Source organism: Acidobacterium sp. FHG110202_01 (genome assembly GCF_059115305.1).
In genome coordinates, this window is record NZ_JBZYWJ010000002.1 from 216,421 (window position 1) to 234,359 (window position 17,939).

Below are 17,939 nucleotides of genomic sequence, written 5' to 3' on the forward strand. Positions count from 1 at the left end.
TCTTTGCTTCAAAAAGCCAGTCAACAATAATCCGCAAATGCTGGCCGGAGTCTGCTTGTCGGGTCATGGCGATGAGAACTTCGCGCGCAACGATCGTCTCCATGGCGCTGCGTGAGCACTGGTTCAGTCTCTTGGACTTACGCCTCTGATACATAACGCGATAAACCTCAAAAACACCCAATTGTGGGGACTTTTGTGGTAATTTCCTTCAAAAATCCGCTAGTCTTATCTCTTTAAGGAGCCTGCATCCATGCTCAAGACAGCGCCTCGCATTTCCCGCAGAACTCGCAAGGACGTTCCCGAACCCGTTGCCGCCATCTATGACCGCTATATGCGGACGCGCGGCAATGTGCCCAACATGTTCCGCACCATGGCGCACCGGCCTGAAATCTTCGAGACGATGATTGCGCATTTCGAGGCCATCCTGAGCACGGGCACGGTTCCATTGAAACTCAAGGAGCTGGTCATTGTGCGCACCTCGCAGATCAATCGCTGCGAATACTGCCTCGGCTCTCATACACAAATCGCGCTAAAGCTCGGCTGGTCGAAGGAGCAGATAGACAACCTCGCCGATTTTGAAGTACGCAGCGACTTCACTGTTGCCGAAAAAGTGGCGCTGCAGCTGGCCGAGCAGATGACGCTCGACTCGAACCACGTGCCCGACGAGCTTTTCGACGAGCTGCGCTCGCACTACAACGAGGGCGAGATTGTCGAGATCATGGCTGCCATCGGGCTCTTCAACTATTTCAACCGCTTCAACAATACCTTGCAGATTGAGCCGACGAAACCGGGCGAAGGCGCCGAGTAGCGGTACACTGTTTGGTAGCTATCCCTTTAAGGACGAAGAATGAAGCTGTTCCGATGGCTTTGGGTAATTGCCACGCTTGGCCTGCTGGCTCAGGCTTTTTATGTGGCCATGTTTGTCGTTCCGCCTGACCGCGACCAGGGCGATATTTTTCGCATCTTCTTCTATCACATCGGCTCCTGGGCTGGAATGGCAGTTTTCTTCGCTCTGAATCTCATTGGATCAGTGGCCTACCTTGCCTATCGAAACAAGAATCAGCAGCGTGCCATGAAGGCGGATGCGCTCGCTGTCTCGGCAGCGGAGATGGGCGTCGTCTTCTGCACCGTCGGATTGGTCACCGGCTCGCTCTGGGCGCGGCCGGTGTGGGGCATCTGGTGGACATGGGATGAGCGGCTCACATCGACCACCGTGCTCTACCTTATATATGTTGCGTACCTGCTGCTGCGGCGTTTTGCCGCTGGCCCGCAAATGCGGACTCTGGCTGCGGTCATGGCTATCTTCGGTTACGTCGATGTGCCGATTGTCTACATGTCCACGCGCTGGTGGCGGACACAGCATCCCGCCCCGGTTTTCTTCGGCGGTCCTAATGCAGGAGTCGATCACAGAATGCTGCCCGCGGTCTGGTGGAATCTTGCGGCATGGCTCGCCTGGGGGATCCTGCTGGTGGCTTTCCGTTATTCGATTGCTTACCGTGATCAGCTGAAAGAAGAACAGGCAGCGTTGCGCGCTCTGGAGGTGACTCCATGAGTCCGATGTTCCATCGCCACCTGGTGCTGGCCTATGCCCTTACCTGGGTGATCCAGCTGGGGTATCTTGCCTTCATTGTCTACAAGTGGCGCTCTGGAAAAGAATAGATACCGGTCCCTCCCACAGAAACCAACATCAAAAAATATCTGAACAGTCGGCTCCCCCACACCGTCTTTGCGTGTGAATAGGAGAGTTGAGCCAGCTTGGCACGGCCGAATGAGGCGGAATTCGCAGAGTTCGTCGAGCGCCAGTCCCGCTTCGTATTTCGCGTGGCCTATGCCGTGCTGCGCAACTCCCATGACGCTGAGGATGTAGTGCAGGAGGTTTTTCTGAAGTTGTTTCGCAACGGCGCATGGACCGCGGCACGTGACGAGCAGGCCTTTCTGGCGCGAACGGCGTGGCGCATGGCCGTGGACCGGCTGCCGAAGCACGCAGCTCCAATAGAAGATGAGTCCGAATTGCCTTCGACGGCCCGCAATCCCGAACAGGCAGCGATGGATTCCGACTGGCAGAACAGGATTCACCGCCTGATCGACGGTCTGCCGGAAGAACTGCGCCAGCCGCTGGCGCTGTCCACCATTCAGGAACTGACGTCAGTAGAAATCGCGCAGATCATGGGCATTCCCGAAGGTACGGTGCGGACACGTGTGCAGCGCGCACGACAGTTGCTGAAGGAAAAAATTCAGGCAATGGAGGGAAAAAACTGTGCCCCAAAACGAAGCTGATTTTGAACAGGCGCTGGCGTCGTATGCTGATCCCGGCCATGCGGGACATCCGCGAGTTCTTGCCGTGCGTGTGATGGCAGCGGTTGAGATGCTGCCGCGAAAGCGGCATTGGCTATTTCATCCTGTGGTCATTGCATTGGAGACAGCTTTTCTACTGATGATTGCGGCGGTGATTGTTCCGTGGCAGCCTGAACGCGCGCCTCGAAAAGCATTTGGCCCTTCTTTCACGCCGTCACAAGTTTCAGTGTTGCCATCCTCATCTTCGCCCATATCTGTTCAGCCTGCGCCAGCACGTTTCAGACAAGCCCGCACAGCCGCACGGAGCGAAGCCAGGAAGCCTCCGAAGCTCGATCAATTCCCTGCATCGACGCCCTTGACTGACCAGGAGAAATTGCTTGCTGCATTCCTTAACGAAACGCCGGCAGCACAGCAGCAGGCTGTTGCCAAAACAAAGAGTGAATCAGACAAGCCTTTAACAATTTCGGAATTGCGGATTGAACCTATCAAGCCGGAAATTCAGCCATGACAACAGGAGCCACTATGCGCAAGATCGTTCTTTTTTGCATTGCACTCTTTTTGATTGCGAAACCGACAGGCTTGTTCTCTCAACAGGAAAACAAGACGGTTGAAACACAAGGACATCACTATCGCCTATCGTTTGCCGTACAGGAAGTTGATGAAAACGGGAAGGTCACGAATAGTCGCACATACACAACAACAGTCGTCGTGAATGGTACCTTCGCGCAGATCCGAACAGGCGATAAAGTCCCAATTCATACAAGCGAGAAGGATATCCAGTACCTGGACATAGGCGTGAGCATTGACTGCCGAAATGCAAAGGAGATCAATGGAAAACTATCTCTTAATGTCAATGCAGAGGTCAGCAGCATTCCCAAAACACCAAGCGGAACAAGTTCTCCGATTATTCGCCAAAACAGATGGGGTGCTGATGTCCTGGTTCCGGTAGGAAAGCCTGCGGTCATCTTTTCTTCTGACGATCTTCAGAGCAAGGACAAGCTCCAGATGGAATTGACAGCAACGCGGATCGAATAAAAACTCTCGGTTTCTGTTCTCTCCAATCTACCCATCGATTCAACTGCAAAAACCTAATCTTTGCGTATTGCATCGGTTGGAGGAAACAAGGGTGGGCGCGGACTGGTAGGCACGGACTTTAGTCTGCGCATGACCCAACGTAACTTGAGGGGCTTCAGCCCCCGAGGTACGCTCTCGAAACTTCAATTCACCGCAGCAGGCAGCTTGAAATCGACGCCCGATTCCTGGTTGGCTTTTTCCGTAGCGGTCGCATTGATGCTGCTCAATGGAATCTCGGGCCTGCGACCTGAAGCCGCATCGTCCAGCACATAAAGTGTCGATCCTGTCATCGCGTAGTTGCGCACCTGCTGAGAGTGTCCATCCTTAAAGACCAGTGTCACTGCCGTCTGTGCCAGCGGCGCCGACGGCTCTGACGAGACAGCAGGCGGAGGTGGTGGCACATATTCTCCCTGCTGCTGTTGCTGCTCCTCGCTGCCGGAATCGGGCTGGGCCTGCTGGTCATATCCGTTGTTCTGTACAGCTGCCGAAGATGATTCATCATTCGCGTTGTAGTAGTCCGGATAATCCCAGTACGAGTTCAGCAGCCCCGGAACCAGATAAGTAGAGCTGGCAAAAAAATAAGGCCGATAGGGTGGACGAAAGCGATAAGGATAAGGAGATCGATAAGGCGGCCGATAACCACGCCGCCAGTCAGGCACACTACGCTGTGGGGTAGAAATAGGCCGTGCAGGCATACCCCAGTGATATTGAGGCAGTGAATTGAAACTGCGCGGAGCAAACGATGGAGCAGGAGCGGAGCGGAAACCGGAACCTCCACTCATGCGTGGCGCAGAGAATCCGTGCGGTGCGGAAAATCCACCCGCATGGCCCATCGCGATCCCTCGTTGCGCGCTCGCCTGGGCAACAATCAATCCCATCAGCAAGGAAGCCGTCAGAAGGCAACGCATACTGAACCCCTCTACAGTATTATGACGGATCAGGCCGCTCGGTCGCTCTCGCCGTCCCATAATTCTTGTCAAGCCCTCTCAGGCAACAAATTTCCATCTAATTGTCACATTTCAATAGATTTATCCAGACAGACATACCTGCAGGGAATTATGACTTAATTTGATATTCTGGAACTAGAGCAGTTTTTCAATCAGATGTTTTGAAGGGGTACGACTTTAGTCGTGTCGTAAGTAACATGAATCGGTGCGGCTTTAGCCGCCGAGGGATTGCCTTTCAAACGAAATAGACTTTTCAATCCTCGACAATTTATGCTCTTTAAGTTTACCTTCGTAAGGTATTGAAAATAAACGATCCCCGTAAGCGGCGACGATAACTCTACAAGCTAAGCAGCTGAAAATAAAGCATCTCCGTATTGAAGTTTCTTCCGTAATCTCCTGAAAATAAACGATCCCCGTACAGAAACCAGGGGGAGGGACCTGGGTGCCCCACATTCGCGAAGCTAATGTGGGAGGTTCGCAGTAAACATCTGTACTACCGCAGAACCAGCAAACTAAGAAGGAGTGGCACTGGCATAACAAGCGTCCCCATCTTCAGAAACTCCATAGCCGTGATCTCAGCTTTCTCCCGACGCAGCGCAATCAGCCAGAGAATGGTGGCCAGCGAACCCGTCACGGAAAGATTCGGCCCAAGATCAACGCCAATCAGCACCGCATGCATGAGAAGACCGGAGCTATGCATCTGCTGCAATGCCGTTCCGCCCGCCAGCCCCACCGGCAGGTTATTCATAACATTCGAAAGCAGCGCGACCGCACCGCCGGTTATGAATTTCCCATAGCCGTCAGGGGCATGCATCAGCCAGCCAAGACCTCGTAGAGTAAGCCGCAGCATTCCTGCACGATTGAGCCCCTCCACAATTATGAATAGCCCGGCGACCAGCGGCAGCACGCTCCATGAAACATCCTTCACAATCGTCTTTGGAGCACTGCGGTCCCGCAGTGCCAGCAGAACAAGCGCCAGGAATCCGACAGCGCAGGTAGGAGCGCCCAAAGGAATACCCAGTCCAGAGGCAGTAAGCAGCACGGCAGCGGCAATCGCAATTCCCGCCAGCGCGATCCGTCCCCCGGGAGTCAGCTCAACACGATGTGCAACCGCTTCGACGGTTCCGCCCAGATCCTTTCGTTCCAGAAAGCGCAGGCAAAGAAATGTAACGACAACCGACACAATAGACGGCAGCAGGAACATCCGCAGCCACGGCGCAAGCGACGGCAGCTTCTGACCAAAGATCACGAGGTTCGCCGGATTCGAAATCGGCAGCACAAAGCTGGCGGCATTCGCAATAAAAGCGCACGTAAGCAGATAAGGCCGTGGCTCAACCCGAGCGCGCCGGACAGCAGCAAGCACGGCCGGAGTCAGCACAACAGCAGTTGCATCGTTCGACAGTAGAACCGTCACCACTGTTCCTGCCAGGTAAATCAGCAGGAACAATCGCGCAGCGGAGCCATTGGCATGATGGACAGCAACATCGGCAACCCAGTCGAAGACACCCTCATAACGAGCCATCTCCGCCAGAAGCATCATTCCGGTCAAAAAGAGATAAACATCGAGCCCCTCATAAATAGCGTGTCCTGCATTCTTCAACGGCAGCTGGCCTGTGACGATCAACAGAAGAGCAGCACCGCATATCCAGATGTATTCGGAAATTCCCTTGGGGCGGATAAGCATCAGTGCGATGCCGCCAAGGGAAATGCCCCAGGCAAGAAAGGTCATTCAGATAGAAATCCTCTATTTAGCCTTCGACGCAAGCGAAGCCGCAGCCCGCATCGCCTTTTCTGTGAGAGGCTGGTTCAACTTCACAAGCTCCGCCCATGGATCATGAGCAAGGCGCTTCTTCCATTCGCCAAAATTTACAACTGTGACTTCTACCGGATTGCCGCTGCCGATTTCGTCCCACCGAAGCGGAATCGCAACCCGCACGCCCTTTCTAGCGCGCGGAGAATAGGGCGCAACCGCGGTGGATCCGCGCTCATTGCGCAGGTAGTCGAGAAAGATGCGCCCCTTGCGCGCCGACTTGGTCATCTTGGTCAGATAGCGGTCAGGTCGCCAGCTTTCGAGCGCCAGGACTACATTATGTGTGAACTCTTTGATGTCGTCCCATTCATGCTTCGGGGTCATGGGAGCGACAACATGCAGTCCTTTTCCGCCCGTCGATTTCACAAAAGATGTCAGGCCCAGTTCCTGCAATACATCGCGCACTTCACGCGCACTTTCGGCCAGAACTTTCCACTCGATCGCTTCATCAGGATCAAGATCGAAGATGATTCTATCCGGCGTTTCGAGCGACTCGTTCCTGGACCCCCAGGGATGGATCTCAAGAACGCCCATCTGCGCCAGGCCAACCAGCCCTTCCCTGCCCGGGACCGTAATATATTGCTCCACGCCGCTGCCCTTCTTCTCAGGAACAGCAACGCTCTCGATTCCCTTGGGAAGACCGGGACTGGTGTGCTTCTGGAAGAAGCAGGGCTTACCGCTGCCTTCCGGGCAACGCACAATGCTGAGAGGCCGCCCTTCGATGTGCGGCAGCAGGTACTCTGCAATGGCAGAGTAATACTCGGCCAGCTGCTGCTTGGTCAGGCCGCTGTCCTGATCAAGCACCTTGTCAGGATGCGTCAGACGAACACCAGGAATGGCCGGCGGGTCGTCAGATGCGGAAGACCGCACACGTTTCTCCGAACTCGCACTTTTTCTGGGAGGTTTTGGCATGGCTACCGGCTCCTCACGCCGCACTTCTTCCGCAGGCTTGTCTTCTCTTAATCCCAGGAAAGCAGCCTGCCTTACACGATGATCGCCGGTCCAGGTTGCGAATTGCACTGCCGCTACAAGCTCCGGCTTTACCCAGATAGCGTCTTTACCTTCCTCGGTCGTAACTTCTTTGAAAGAGTGCTTCGATTGTCTTATTTGGTCAAGCTTTTTGCGGAGCATGCGCCGCGATGTCTGCGTGAAACCAGTCCCTGTCCGCCCGGCATAGATCAGCCTCCCGCCCTGATAGTACCCGAGCAACAGCGACCCCACTCCATAGCTGCCATCGGATGGCGGCGTGAATCCGCCAATGACGAACTCCTGCTGATGAACACATTTCGCTTTCACCCAGCTTCTGCCGCGTCCGGAACCGTATTTTGCATCAGCGAGCTTGGAAACAATGCCTTCAGCTCCGAGCTTGCACGCCTTCCGGAACGTCTCATCTCCTCGTCCACGAATGTGCTCGCTGTAATGGAGAACGCTATGGTCATCCAGCTCTCCAAGCAACCCTTCAAGGATTGCTTTGCGTCGTTCAAGTTTTAAACCGCGGAGATCATGTCCATCGAGATGCAACAGATCAAACGCAAAATACGAGAGACGCGCCTGCTTGCCCTCTTCAAAAGCAGCCTGCAGCGCGGCAAAGCTTGTCTTGCCGGACTCATCCATTACCACCACTTCCCCGTCAATCAAGGCACTCTTAACCGGCAATTGCGCAGCCGCCTGAGCGATGTTCGGCATCCTATGCGTCCAGTCCAACCCCTTGCGTGTATAAATGACTGCCTTGCGCTTGCCAGTCGACTGCTGCTCAATATGCAGCTGGATGCGATATCCGTCAAGCTTCAGCTCATGCAGCCACTCGTCGCCCGCAGGCGGAGCAGCTACCTGGGTCGCCTGCTCCGGCGGAATGAACTTCGGCATCTTTTCTTTGGGCGCATCGTGCAATGCGCTCTCCCGGTCGGGAACTTCTTTGACTTCCGTTCTTGTCCTCGTCAACCGTGATCGATTCTGCTGCTTCTTCCCTTCCTTGTTCGAATGCCAGACATGATCTTCCTGCGCGGCAATGGCTTCTATATCGCGGCCTGTAATCACGCTGTCAGGAGCGCTCTCCGTAATCGGCGTGTCATTGGCTGTGGTTTCGTATTCATCGTGCTCTTTAATCAGCAGCCAGTTTGGCTTGGACTCGCGCGCCGCCCGGCCACCCATACGGACCAGCGTCCACTTCCCTTTCAATTTCTGCCCATGAAGCAAAAACTTCAGCCGTCCGGTCTTGAATCCCTCTTCCGCATCTGTACCGGCTTGCGGCTCCCATGTCCCCTGGTCCCAGATCATCACCGTTCCGCCGCCATACTGGCCTTTGGGAATCGTGCCTTCGAAGCCGCCATACTCCATCGGATGATCTTCCACCTCGACGGCCAGCCGCTTGTCTCCGGGGTAGTAGCTCGGCCCCTTGGCAACAGCCCAGCTCTTTAGCACGCCATACCAACCAAGCCGGAAATCGTAATGCAAGCGCGTGGCTGCGTGCTTCTGAATCACAAAAGGCAATTCGGCTGAACCAGCTTTTTGAGCGCCTCCACTCGGCTCGGCAGTCATCGAGAAATCACGCATGGCTCGATAACGGGCCAGCTGCTCGTCTACGGCATCAGAAGGAGAGAGCTGCTTTTTTCTGCGCTGAGGCATGAATACGCTCCCTTAAAGAATAGATTCATCATCTCATCTGTAAGGCAGCTTGCCACATACCCTGCCAACGTTGTCTACTCATCTTTCCCCTCAGAACGCGGACAGAACGCGTTCCGTGGGGCCCCGGTTTGCCAAACTATGCCCTATATTCTTTCTCTTGACCAGGGAACCACCAGTTCGCGCGCCATCCTCTTTGCCCAGAACGGCGAAATTGTCGCGCAGGCACAGCAGGAATTTCGCCAGATTTATCCCAACAGCGGCTGGGTCGAGCATGATCCTTTTGACATCCTGACCTCACAGCTCAGTTCTGCGATTGAGGCGCTGGCGCACGCAGGGGCGCGACCGCGAGATGTCACCGCTCTTGGAATAACGAACCAGCGGGAGACGGTCATCGTATGGGACCGCGAAACCAGTAAGCCGATTCACAATGCCATTGTCTGGCAGGACCGCCGCACAGCCGCAGCATGCAAACATCTTATTGATGATGGGGCAGAAGAAATGGTCCGCAGCAAGACCGGCCTGCTGATCGATCCCTATTTCTCCGCCAGCAAAATTGCATGGCTTCTCGACAATGTCCCCGGAGCGCGGGAAAAAGCAGAAGCTGGCAAGCTGGCCTTCGGCACTGTCGATAGCTGGCTGATCTGGAACCTGACCAGCGGCACAAAGCACGTCACCGACTACACCAACGCCTCGCGCACCATGCTCTTCAATATTGTCGAAGGCAAATGGGATGATGATCTGCTGAAGCTGTTCAATATTCCGCGCCGGATGATGCCTGAGGTCGTCTGGTCGAGCGAGAAGATTGGCGAGGTGACCACGACCCTTGGTCTTGGCTCTATTCCGATCGCCGGAATTGCAGGCGATCAGCAAGCAGCGCTTTTTGGCCAGCTGTGTCTGAACCCAGGCGATGCAAAGAACACCTATGGGACAGGATGCTTCCTGCTGCAAAATATCGGCGAGACATTTGTGGCCTCGAAGAATCGCCTTATCACAACATTGATATGCAGCCTGAACCGTAAGCTCGAATATGCCTTCGAGGGCAGCATTTTTATTGGTGGAGCCGTAGTGCAATGGCTGCGCGACAATCTCAAAATCATCCAGAACTCATCGGACGTAGAAGAGCTCGCTGCCACCGTAAAAGATTCAGACGGCGTCGTGTTCGTGCCAGCGTTTGTCGGCCTCGGCGCGCCGCACTGGGACGCGCATGCCAGCGGTCTTCTGATTGGACTGCGCCGCAGCACACAACATGGACACATCGCCCGCGCCGCGCTTGAAAGCATTGCCTTTCAGGTTGCCGACGTGATGGATGCGATGAATTCCGAATCAAGCAATCCTTTCACCGAATTTCGTGTTGATGGCGGCGCTGCCGTTGACGACCTGCTCATGCAGTTTCAGGCCGATGTCTCCGGAATCCCGGTCCTTCGACCAGCGGTTACCGAAACAACTGCGCTCGGAGCGGCATATCTCGCCGGCCTCGCTGTGGGATTCTGGGAGAGCACAGAGCATATTTGGTCGAATCGCAAAAACGACACACGCTTCGAGCCAAAGCTTGACAGAAAAAAAGCTCAGGCCATGCGCCAACGCTGGCATAATGCCGTCGAGCGCTCCAAACACTGGACACAGGATGAAATAGCATGATTCGCGAACAGATGATCGCACAGATCAAGCGCCGTGCTACGCCCTGGGACATTGTTGTCATTGGTGGCGGAGCTACCGGCGTGGGAATCGCCGTCGATGCTGCAACGCGCGGCTTTGATGTGCTGCTTCTCGAAGCGAAAGACTTTGGCAAAGGAACATCCAGCCGCAGCACCAAACTCGTTCACGGCGGCGTCCGCTATCTGGAGCAAGGTAATGTCTCCCTCGTCATGGAGGCACTCAAAGAGCGCGGCCTGTTGCGCCAGAATGCGCCGCACCTTGTCAGCGATCTCGCCTTTATCGTGCCGAACTATTCCTGGTGGGAAGCACCGTTCTATGGCATCGGCTTGAAACTGTATGACATGCTCGCTGGAAAATTTGGCTTTGGTAAATCGCGCCTGCTTTCTTATGAAGAAACACTGGAGCAACTTCCCACTCTGCAGAAAGAGGGCCTGCGCGGTGGGGTGATTTACTACGATGGCCAATTTGATGACTCACGCTTGTTGATACATCTTGCCGCTACAGCTGCCGATCACGGAGCTGCGCTGGTCAATTACATGCCCGTCACTGGGATCACCAAAGACAGCGAAGGCTATGTAAACGGTGTTACGGCGCGTGATGAGGAAAGCAGCGAACAGCATACGATTCCAGCGCGGGTCGTCATCAATGCAACGGGAATCTTCACCGACCAGGTCAGACACATGGCCGATCCTGATGTACTGTCCATGGTGGAACCAAGTCAGGGCATTCATCTCGTCTTCGAACGCTCCTTTCTTGAAGGAGACACCGCCATCATGGTTCCGCGCACAAGCGACGGCCGTGTGATGTTCGCAATCCCCTGGCATGAACACACTTTGGTCGGTACAACCGATACGCCAATCGAAGAGCCCTCCTACGAGCCGCGTCCGCTCGAGGAAGAAATCAAATTCATCCTGGACACCGCAGCGCTATACCTCAGCCGTCCTCCGAAACGCAGCGACGTGCTGAGCGTATACGTCGGCATTCGTCCGCTGGTGAAAGCCACTAGCGCAGCGGGAAACACTTCGGCACTTTCACGTGACCACACCATTCATGTCGACAACTCCGGCCTGCTTACAATTACAGGCGGCAAGTGGACCACGTATCGCCACATGGCCGAAGATTGCGTCGATCATGCGATAACACTGGGACGGCTGCGCGAAGAGCCCTGCGTTACCAGGACTCTCAAGATTCATGGATACAGAAAACACATCGACGACCTCGGCAGCCTCTGGGTCTACGGCTCTGATGCAGAAGCCATTCAGCAGATTGCTGCGCGCGATCCCCACCTTGGCACACAGCTTCATCCGGAACTTCCCTACATTGGTGCGGAAGCTGTATGGGCCGTGCGCCAGGAGATGGCACGCACTCTCGAAGACGTGTTAGCGCGCCGTACCCGAGCATTGTTCCTGAATGCAAAAGCGGCCGGTGAAATGGCGCTTCCTGCTGCTCAAATCATGGCGCAGGAGATGCAGAAAGACGATGCGTGGATTGCACAGCAGGTCGCGGACTTCCAGGCGCTTGCACGTCAATATAGCCTTCAATGACATTCACAACATCAGGTGAGAAGCAAAAAATGAGAGCGCCATTTTTCGGTGAATTTATGGGCACGCTGGTGATGATTCTGCTTGGCAACGGCGTAGTTGCTGGTGTTGTGCTCAAGCGGTCAAAGGCTGAGAACAGCGGCTGGATGGTGATTACAACCGGCTGGGCATTTGCCGTGCTCTGCGGCGTTTATGTTGCCGTGCTCTGCGGCAGCAGCGATGCGCACCTGAATCCCGCTATTACGTTAGCCATGGCAGTCGAAACCGGAAGCTTCAGCAAATTTCTACCTTACGTAAGCGCACAGCTGCTGGGCGCTTTCACCGGCGCCGCTCTGGTCTGGCTGCATTATCTTCCGCATTGGAAACTCACGGAAGATGTTGAAGCCAAGCGCGCTGCATTCTGCACAGCTCCGGCAGTTCGCAATCTGGTGGCAAATTTTCTGTCTGAGGTGATTGGGACTGCAGTGCTGGTGTTTGTCGTTGGAGCAATGACATCAAAGCTGGTGCTTTCCACGGGTCCTGCAGCCGGACTGTCTCCCTATCTCATCGGCTGCCTTGTGTGGTCAATCGGCCTTTCTCTTGGAGGTACCACCGGCTACGCCATCAACCCTGCGCGTGACCTGGGTCCTCGCGTTGCGCACACTGTTCTGCCTATTGCCGGCAAAGGGAACAGTGATTGGAGCTACGCTCTCATCCCGATATTAGGACCATGTGCAGGAGGCGTTCTCGCAGGCTGGTTGCTTCGTGCTCTCGGGGCCTAGAAGTGATGAAGTTTTTCTTCTACCTGCGGTTCGCTCGGACGGGCTGCTTCGCGCTCAAGAGAGCGGCTCACAAGATCGCGTGAGCCAAGCCCGACAGCCAGCGCAAGAGCCAGCACAATTCCACCGAAGAGAATGCCAAAAGCAAGATCGACGATTTCTCCGCCGATCGAAAGATGATCGAGCACCATCGCAGCCGTCAGCACAAATACCAGCCAGCGCACACCAGTGGCCAACAGCCGTGCATATTGCAGATTCAGATTGACCGCAGTAATCAGCACACTGCGTGAAAGGAACCGGCCAATCACTGTGCCAAAGAACAGGAGCACCGCGGCGCCCATCACTCGCGGCAGGTAGGCGAACACATAGGCAGAAATGCCTGATTCGGACGAAGCAGCCTCAAATGCTGAAACTCCAACCAACACGCCGATCGCAACAAACGCCCAGAAGACAACGCGCGTGGCGAGCACAGTTGGCGTCTGTCGCGGAGCAAGCTCTGTCAAGGCGCTCGCAGACGTCATGGTGCGCTCGTCAAATTTGATCGCCTTCAGAAAACTCCGGACGATCGTAGCCACGATCCACGCGATCAGCAGAAAAATCAGCAATGCGAGCAGGAACGCGAGAATCCCCGGCAACAGTGTGGCGACCTTGGTAAATACCCGCCACATGGAATCGTGCAATGACTGTTCAACTTGCTGCCACATTACTTATCTCCTTCTTAAGGATTGAACCGGTCCGGCCATCTCCATCGCCGCAACAGATAAGGCTTGTTCTCTTCATAGGCGCGCGCAAGTTTCTCCAGACGGTCCTCTGCAGCCATGGGAGTTAAGGCAGAAACTTCCTGTACGTAGGATGCCACCCATCCGAGATACAACGGAGTAAGAGCACCCAGCAGATGACTCCGGCTGATTGTGCGCAACCTGTGCGCCAAAGCAAAATCGTAAATGATTCTTACCCACAATTCGTCCGGCATGCGAAATGCGGTCGGCTCCAGCCGTGTCAGTTTTTTCAGTTCCAGCAATGTGACTGGCGGCAAAACCGTCCCCCACACTTCCTGCAGGTTATGTGCCGCAAGCAGGAATGACTCGATCAGCGGCTTTACATCGACGCTTTCTTCCTCACTTGCCGACCTGACAACGGAACCCGAGGTGGCCGTCGCCTGTGTGCTGCGCATGCGCTGCCACAAAGCTGCATATCTTTCCATCTCGCTGTAAACCGAACCCACCAGGCTTGCCAGCGCCGTTCTCAATTCAACGCCTTCGGCCTGCCGTGCATGACTCGAGTCAATGTTTATCTGGCTGACTCGCTTTTCGTTCACTGCCGCCACTGTCGCTGGCCATATCAGATCATCGGCAGTTCCATCGAGTGCGGGCTTCGCTTCGCCGATCAGGGTACACATATCGGCAGAACAGCTGAAATCCTGCGGTAGAGGATATTTCACACGCAGTCCGTAAAGCGCACGAGAAACAGGTGAAAGCACAGCATGGTTCAGTAAGCCATCGAGTTTTCCTGACGGATACACCGGCAATATAAGATCGCAGCGCTTATCCATAATGGGCTGCACGAATGTTTGCAGCAGATCCGCACGAAGCATCATCAGGTCGCTTTGGAGTAATACGCATACATCTGCCTGCATCTCGACTGCGAGCGAACAGAGTATTCGCTGAGCAGCAGATGCTGCAGTCCACGGTAGGCTTCCTGGATCAGATGTCGGTGGCGAATAGCTTCGCAAGATGGTATTTGGCTGTTCTTCTGCTGGCCCGGGATAAGCCACCACCACATTTACATCCAGCGCGGATTCAAGACCCTGTACATGCTGTTGCAGTTCCGGTAACCCGACAGAGCCGGTCACTCCCACAAGGACATTTACACGGCGGGTTTGTTTGGTATTGACTATAGTCTCGGCTGCTTCGCTGTCTTGCATTTTGTGTTCCTTTATTAGTTACGACAGCAGTGACACAATGCCTGCCAACGGAATCCGCACCCAATCCGGACGATTATTCAACTCGTAGCCAAGCTCATACAATGCCTTGTCGAGAACATATGTTTCAAGCACAAGACGGAAGTCATCAGCGTTCCTGGGCACGACTGCAGAAGCATCAGAGGCCGATATATAAGCACGCAGAAATTCATCTGAAATTGCGGCCTCCCATAGTTTTCCCCATACTTCCATCTTCTGAAAATCTGCATGCGTCCTCGTGGTGTATTTCGTCAGAGCAGAATAAGCAGCATAACTGAAAGACCGAAGCATTCCGGCAACATCCTTTAGAGGGGGCTGCTTCTTTCTCCGTTCAGCAAGCGAGCGTGCCGGCTCTCCTTCAAAATCCAGAATGACAAAATCACTGCCCACGCAAAGCACTTGCCCCAAGTGATAGTCCCCGTGAATACGCGTGCGAACGAGTTGAGAGTTCACGGCTGCTAATCCGTTAAAACGGGCAAGAATCTTCCGGCGGCGGCCTACGACAACGCCTCCGAGTTCCACGGCATCATCAGGCAGATGTGCCAGGTGCACTTTCAGTGTTTCAATCGCGTTGGCAGCATGTCCGGCAAATTCCTTGCTCAGTTCTTCTACATCTTGCAGAGTCATGGTTTCCGGAACAAAATCAGGGTTATCTGTAGCAGAAGCCAGAGCACAATGCATCTCGGCAGTTCTACGCCCCAGAGTGCGAACTGCTTCCACATAATCTCTCAGGTACTCACGAACTGCAGCCTCGGAGGAGGCAGCTGCGCAGTATTCGTAATAGCGGTCGAGTTCGTCAAGCGTCCAACTCCACCCATCACCTTGATTGGCTACCATGGCTTGCAGCATGGCCAGGGTGGAAGGCTGCTGCTCGTTGCAGCAGTATTCGATGGATCCACCAAATGGAGCAACAGCCTGGAAAGACGTGCGCTCAGTAAGAAATCTTCCGATCTCCATGTCAGGATTCGGGCCGGGGTCCTGTCGGCGAAAACACTTCATAATGAGGCGATCGCCGAAGAAGATGGAAGAATTGCTCTGCTCCGCGGAGCTCTTCCGCGCAGAAAGCGCAGCATTCTCTGTCCCGATCATTGTGGGCAGTGCACTGCTGGCGGTGCCACGAATGGTTCCTTCACCGGCTTGCCACATTTCCTCATTGCGTAACAACGAAAGCAGCGATTGGCATGCACTCTCGCTCATCAACGCATCGCACAACACGCCTTCTCTGCGGGCACTTCGAACTGGAGCTACAACTGCATTTGCCTGCATCGCCTGCACCTGCTCGGCCTCATCTCCGAAGAGCAGCGTCAATGGCATCAGATACGACTCCTCCGCACCTGTGTCGTATCGCACAGCAACTACAAGATACGCCGACTTGCCCTCATCGAAAACGCACCAGTCAGTAATAGCAACTGACCGTATTTGCTTCGACTTGCCGCCAAACCATCGCTGCCCGGCAATAAAGTCGGGCAAAATAGAATTTCGCATCCGATCGAGATTTGTTCCCGTGAAGACAGCCTGCCAATCATTCTCTTTTCCAATCTCGATGAGGTTAGATTGCGTATCTACATCATCTTCCAATGGCGTCAGCGCGGACTGTAATTCCAACCACAAAAATGCATAGGGTCCCAGCGTGAGCGAATATGGAGCGGTTGTGATCTGCGGAAACTCGACATAGCCCAGCATCTCAACCGGCAGCATACCGTCAAACTCCGACAAATCAAGCATCACCGGCTGAGCAAAGCGTGAAAGGTTCGCAAGACACAATACGCTCTGGCCATCATCCTGCCGCACATAAGCCAGGACTTTTCTGTTAGCGGAAGGAAGAAACTTCAGTGTTCCCCGGCCAAAGACGCGAAACAGCTTGCGCAGCGCAATCATGTTGCGCATCCAGTTCAGAAGCGATGAAGGATCGCTGTGCTGCGCCTCTACATTGATGGCCTGATATCCCCACACCGGGTCCATGATCACCGGGCTGTAAAGCTGCGCAGGGTTCGCGCGGGAAAACCCTGCGTTGCGATCCGCTGTCCATTGCATGGGCGTGCGCACGCCGTTTCGATCGCCAAGATAAATGTTGTCGCCCATGCCAATCTCATCACCGTAATAGAGAATGGGCGTTCCCGGAAATGAGAACAACAGACTGTTCAGCAATTCAATGCGGCGGCGATTATTATCGACCAGCGGCGCAAGCCTGCGGCGAATACCGATGTTGACACGCATGCGCGGATCGGCACTGTACGCCAGGTACATATAATCGCGCTCATCGTCCGTCACCATTTCGAGTGTCAACTCATCATGGTTGCGCAGAAACAAGCCCCACTGGCAATTCGGAGGAATCTCCGGCGTCTGTGCCATGATCTCGGTAATAGGCAAACGGTCTTCCTGCCGCAGGGCCATATAGATGCGCGGCATCAGCGGGAAATGAAAGGCCATGTGGCATTCATCGCCATCGCCAAAGTACGGACGCACATCGGTCGGCCACTGGTTTGCTTCCGCGAGAATCATTCTGCCCCGATAGCCTTCATCCATAGCGGCGCGAAGTTTTTTGATAACCGCATGTGTCTCCGGAAGGTTCTCACAATTCGTGCCTTCGCGTTCCACAATGTAGGGAATCGCATCCAGGCGCAGCGCATCTACACCCATATCCAGCCAGAAATGTAGGATCTTTACCACCTCGTCAAGTACCAGCGGATTGTCGTAGTTCAAATCCGGCTGATGCGAGAAGAAGCGGTGCCAGAAATATGCCTTGGCTACCGGATCCCAGGTCCAGTTCGACTTCTCCGTGTCGGTAAAGATGATGCGGGCGTCCTGATACTTCTTGTCCGAATCGCTCCAGACATAGTAGTCGCGCTCAGGCGAGCCGGACGGCGCGTTCCGTGCACGCTGAAACCAGGGATGCTGGTCAGAAGTATGGTTAATGACCAACTCGATCATCACCTGCAATCCGCGATTATGCGCTGCCGTGAGAAATTTCTGAAAGTCTTCGAGGGTGCCGTAGTTCGGGTGCACCGTCATGTAATCGGAAATGTCATATCCGTCATCGCGCAGCGGAGAAGGAAAGAACGGCAGCAGCCATAGACAGGTCACACCCAGGTCCTGCAGATAGTCGAGCTTCTGTATCAGGCCGGGAAAATCGCCAATGCCGTCGTTGTTGCTGTCGGCAAAAGCACGTACGTGCAACTCATAGATAATCGCATCTTTGTACCAGAGAGGATCGCTGGCGCTGCCGGGACGCTTCATTTTGCTCTGCGGAATCGTATGCGTGCTCATCTTTCC

At 54.6% G+C, this 17,939-nt stretch carries 14 protein-coding genes; 8 read left to right on the top strand and 6 right to left on the bottom strand.

All coding sequences use genetic code 11. The features are described from left to right. Positions 1-250 precede the first annotated feature (250 nt). The 5 genes from AC5S16_RS04220 to AC5S16_RS04240 all read left to right on the top strand — a co-directional run bounded on the left by AC5S16_RS04220 (position 251) and on the right by AC5S16_RS04240 (position 3,330). Entirely contained in the window at positions 251-808 is a 558-nt protein-coding gene (locus tag AC5S16_RS04220; RefSeq protein ID WP_493928779.1) for a carboxymuconolactone decarboxylase family protein, read from the top strand. A 39-nt stretch (positions 809-847) separates the two neighbouring features. After that, positions 848-1,552, top strand: a complete 705-nt coding sequence (locus tag AC5S16_RS04225; RefSeq protein ID WP_493928780.1) for a cytochrome c biogenesis protein — start codon at positions 848-850, stop codon at positions 1,550-1,552. Positions 1,553-1,755: 203 nt separating this feature from the next. Beyond that, a complete protein-coding gene (locus AC5S16_RS04230) occupies positions 1,756-2,277 on the top strand; it encodes an RNA polymerase sigma factor (protein ID WP_493928781.1) in 522 nt (173 codons plus the stop codon). Then, positions 2,258-2,803: a hypothetical protein gene (locus AC5S16_RS04235; RefSeq protein WP_493928782.1), complete on the top strand. Its 546-nt coding sequence runs from the start codon at positions 2,258-2,260 to the stop codon at positions 2,801-2,803. The genes AC5S16_RS04230 and AC5S16_RS04235 overlap by 20 nt, the downstream gene beginning before the upstream one ends. A 14-nt stretch (positions 2,804-2,817) precedes the next feature. Continuing rightward, positions 2,818-3,330 carry a hypothetical protein gene (locus AC5S16_RS04240; protein ID WP_493928783.1) on the top strand — a complete coding sequence of 171 codons (513 nt, stop codon included), beginning with the start codon at positions 2,818-2,820 and terminating at the stop codon, positions 3,328-3,330. Positions 3,331-3,512: 182 nt separating this feature from the next. Here the strand turns inward: AC5S16_RS04240 and AC5S16_RS04245 are convergent, their stop codons facing one another. The 3 genes from AC5S16_RS04245 to ligD all read right to left on the bottom strand — a co-directional run bounded on the left by AC5S16_RS04245 (position 3,513) and on the right by ligD (position 8,751). Further along, positions 3,513-4,277, bottom strand: a complete 765-nt coding sequence (locus tag AC5S16_RS04245) for a hypothetical protein (RefSeq protein ID WP_493928784.1) — start codon at positions 4,275-4,277, stop codon at positions 3,513-3,515. Positions 4,278-4,809: 532 nt separating this feature from the next. Then, the gene (locus AC5S16_RS04250; protein WP_493928785.1) at positions 4,810-6,045 is read right to left on the bottom strand and encodes an arsenic transporter; all 1,236 of its coding nucleotides are present in this window, start codon (positions 6,043-6,045) and stop codon (positions 4,810-4,812) included. Between the two features lie 15 nt (positions 6,046-6,060). Next, positions 6,061-8,751, bottom strand: coding sequence for a DNA ligase D (gene ligD / locus AC5S16_RS04255; RefSeq protein WP_493928786.1), 2,691 nt, complete (start codon positions 8,749-8,751; stop codon positions 6,061-6,063). A gap of 138 nt (positions 8,752-8,889) precedes the next feature. On the opposite strand from ligD, the gene glpK reads away from it, so the two are divergent. From glpK to AC5S16_RS04270, 3 genes are read left to right on the top strand one after another with little or no spacing between them, the layout of a single operon-like run. Next, positions 8,890-10,389 carry a glycerol kinase GlpK gene (gene glpK / locus AC5S16_RS04260; protein WP_493928787.1) on the top strand — a complete coding sequence of 500 codons (1,500 nt, stop codon included), beginning with the start codon at positions 8,890-8,892 and terminating at the stop codon, positions 10,387-10,389. Next, complete coding sequence (locus AC5S16_RS04265) at positions 10,386-11,951, top strand: glycerol-3-phosphate dehydrogenase/oxidase (RefSeq protein WP_493928788.1); 1,566 nt, start codon at positions 10,386-10,388, stop codon at positions 11,949-11,951. Before glpK ends, AC5S16_RS04265 begins: the two co-directional genes overlap by 4 nt. A gap of 29 nt (positions 11,952-11,980) precedes the next feature. Next, the gene (locus AC5S16_RS04270) at positions 11,981-12,709 is read left to right on the top strand and encodes an MIP/aquaporin family protein (protein WP_493928789.1); all 729 of its coding nucleotides are present in this window, start codon (positions 11,981-11,983) and stop codon (positions 12,707-12,709) included. On the opposite strand, the gene AC5S16_RS04275 is transcribed toward AC5S16_RS04270, so the two are convergent. The 3 genes from AC5S16_RS04275 to treS are packed head-to-tail and all read right to left on the bottom strand — an operon-like array spanning position 12,706 to position 17,933. Next, on the bottom strand, positions 12,706-13,410 hold the full coding sequence (locus tag AC5S16_RS04275) for a mechanosensitive ion channel family protein (RefSeq protein ID WP_493928790.1): 705 nt from the start codon (positions 13,408-13,410) through the stop codon (positions 12,706-12,708). The two genes, AC5S16_RS04270 and AC5S16_RS04275, sit on opposite strands and share 4 nt — an antisense overlap. A 14-nt stretch (positions 13,411-13,424) precedes the next feature. Then, a complete protein-coding gene (locus AC5S16_RS04280) occupies positions 13,425-14,630 on the bottom strand; it encodes a hypothetical protein (protein WP_493928791.1) in 1,206 nt (401 codons plus the stop codon). Between the two features lie 18 nt (positions 14,631-14,648). Then, positions 14,649-17,933: a maltose alpha-D-glucosyltransferase gene (gene treS, locus AC5S16_RS04285; protein ID WP_493928792.1), complete on the bottom strand. Its 3,285-nt coding sequence runs from the start codon at positions 17,931-17,933 to the stop codon at positions 14,649-14,651. Positions 17,934-17,939 lie beyond the last annotated feature (6 nt).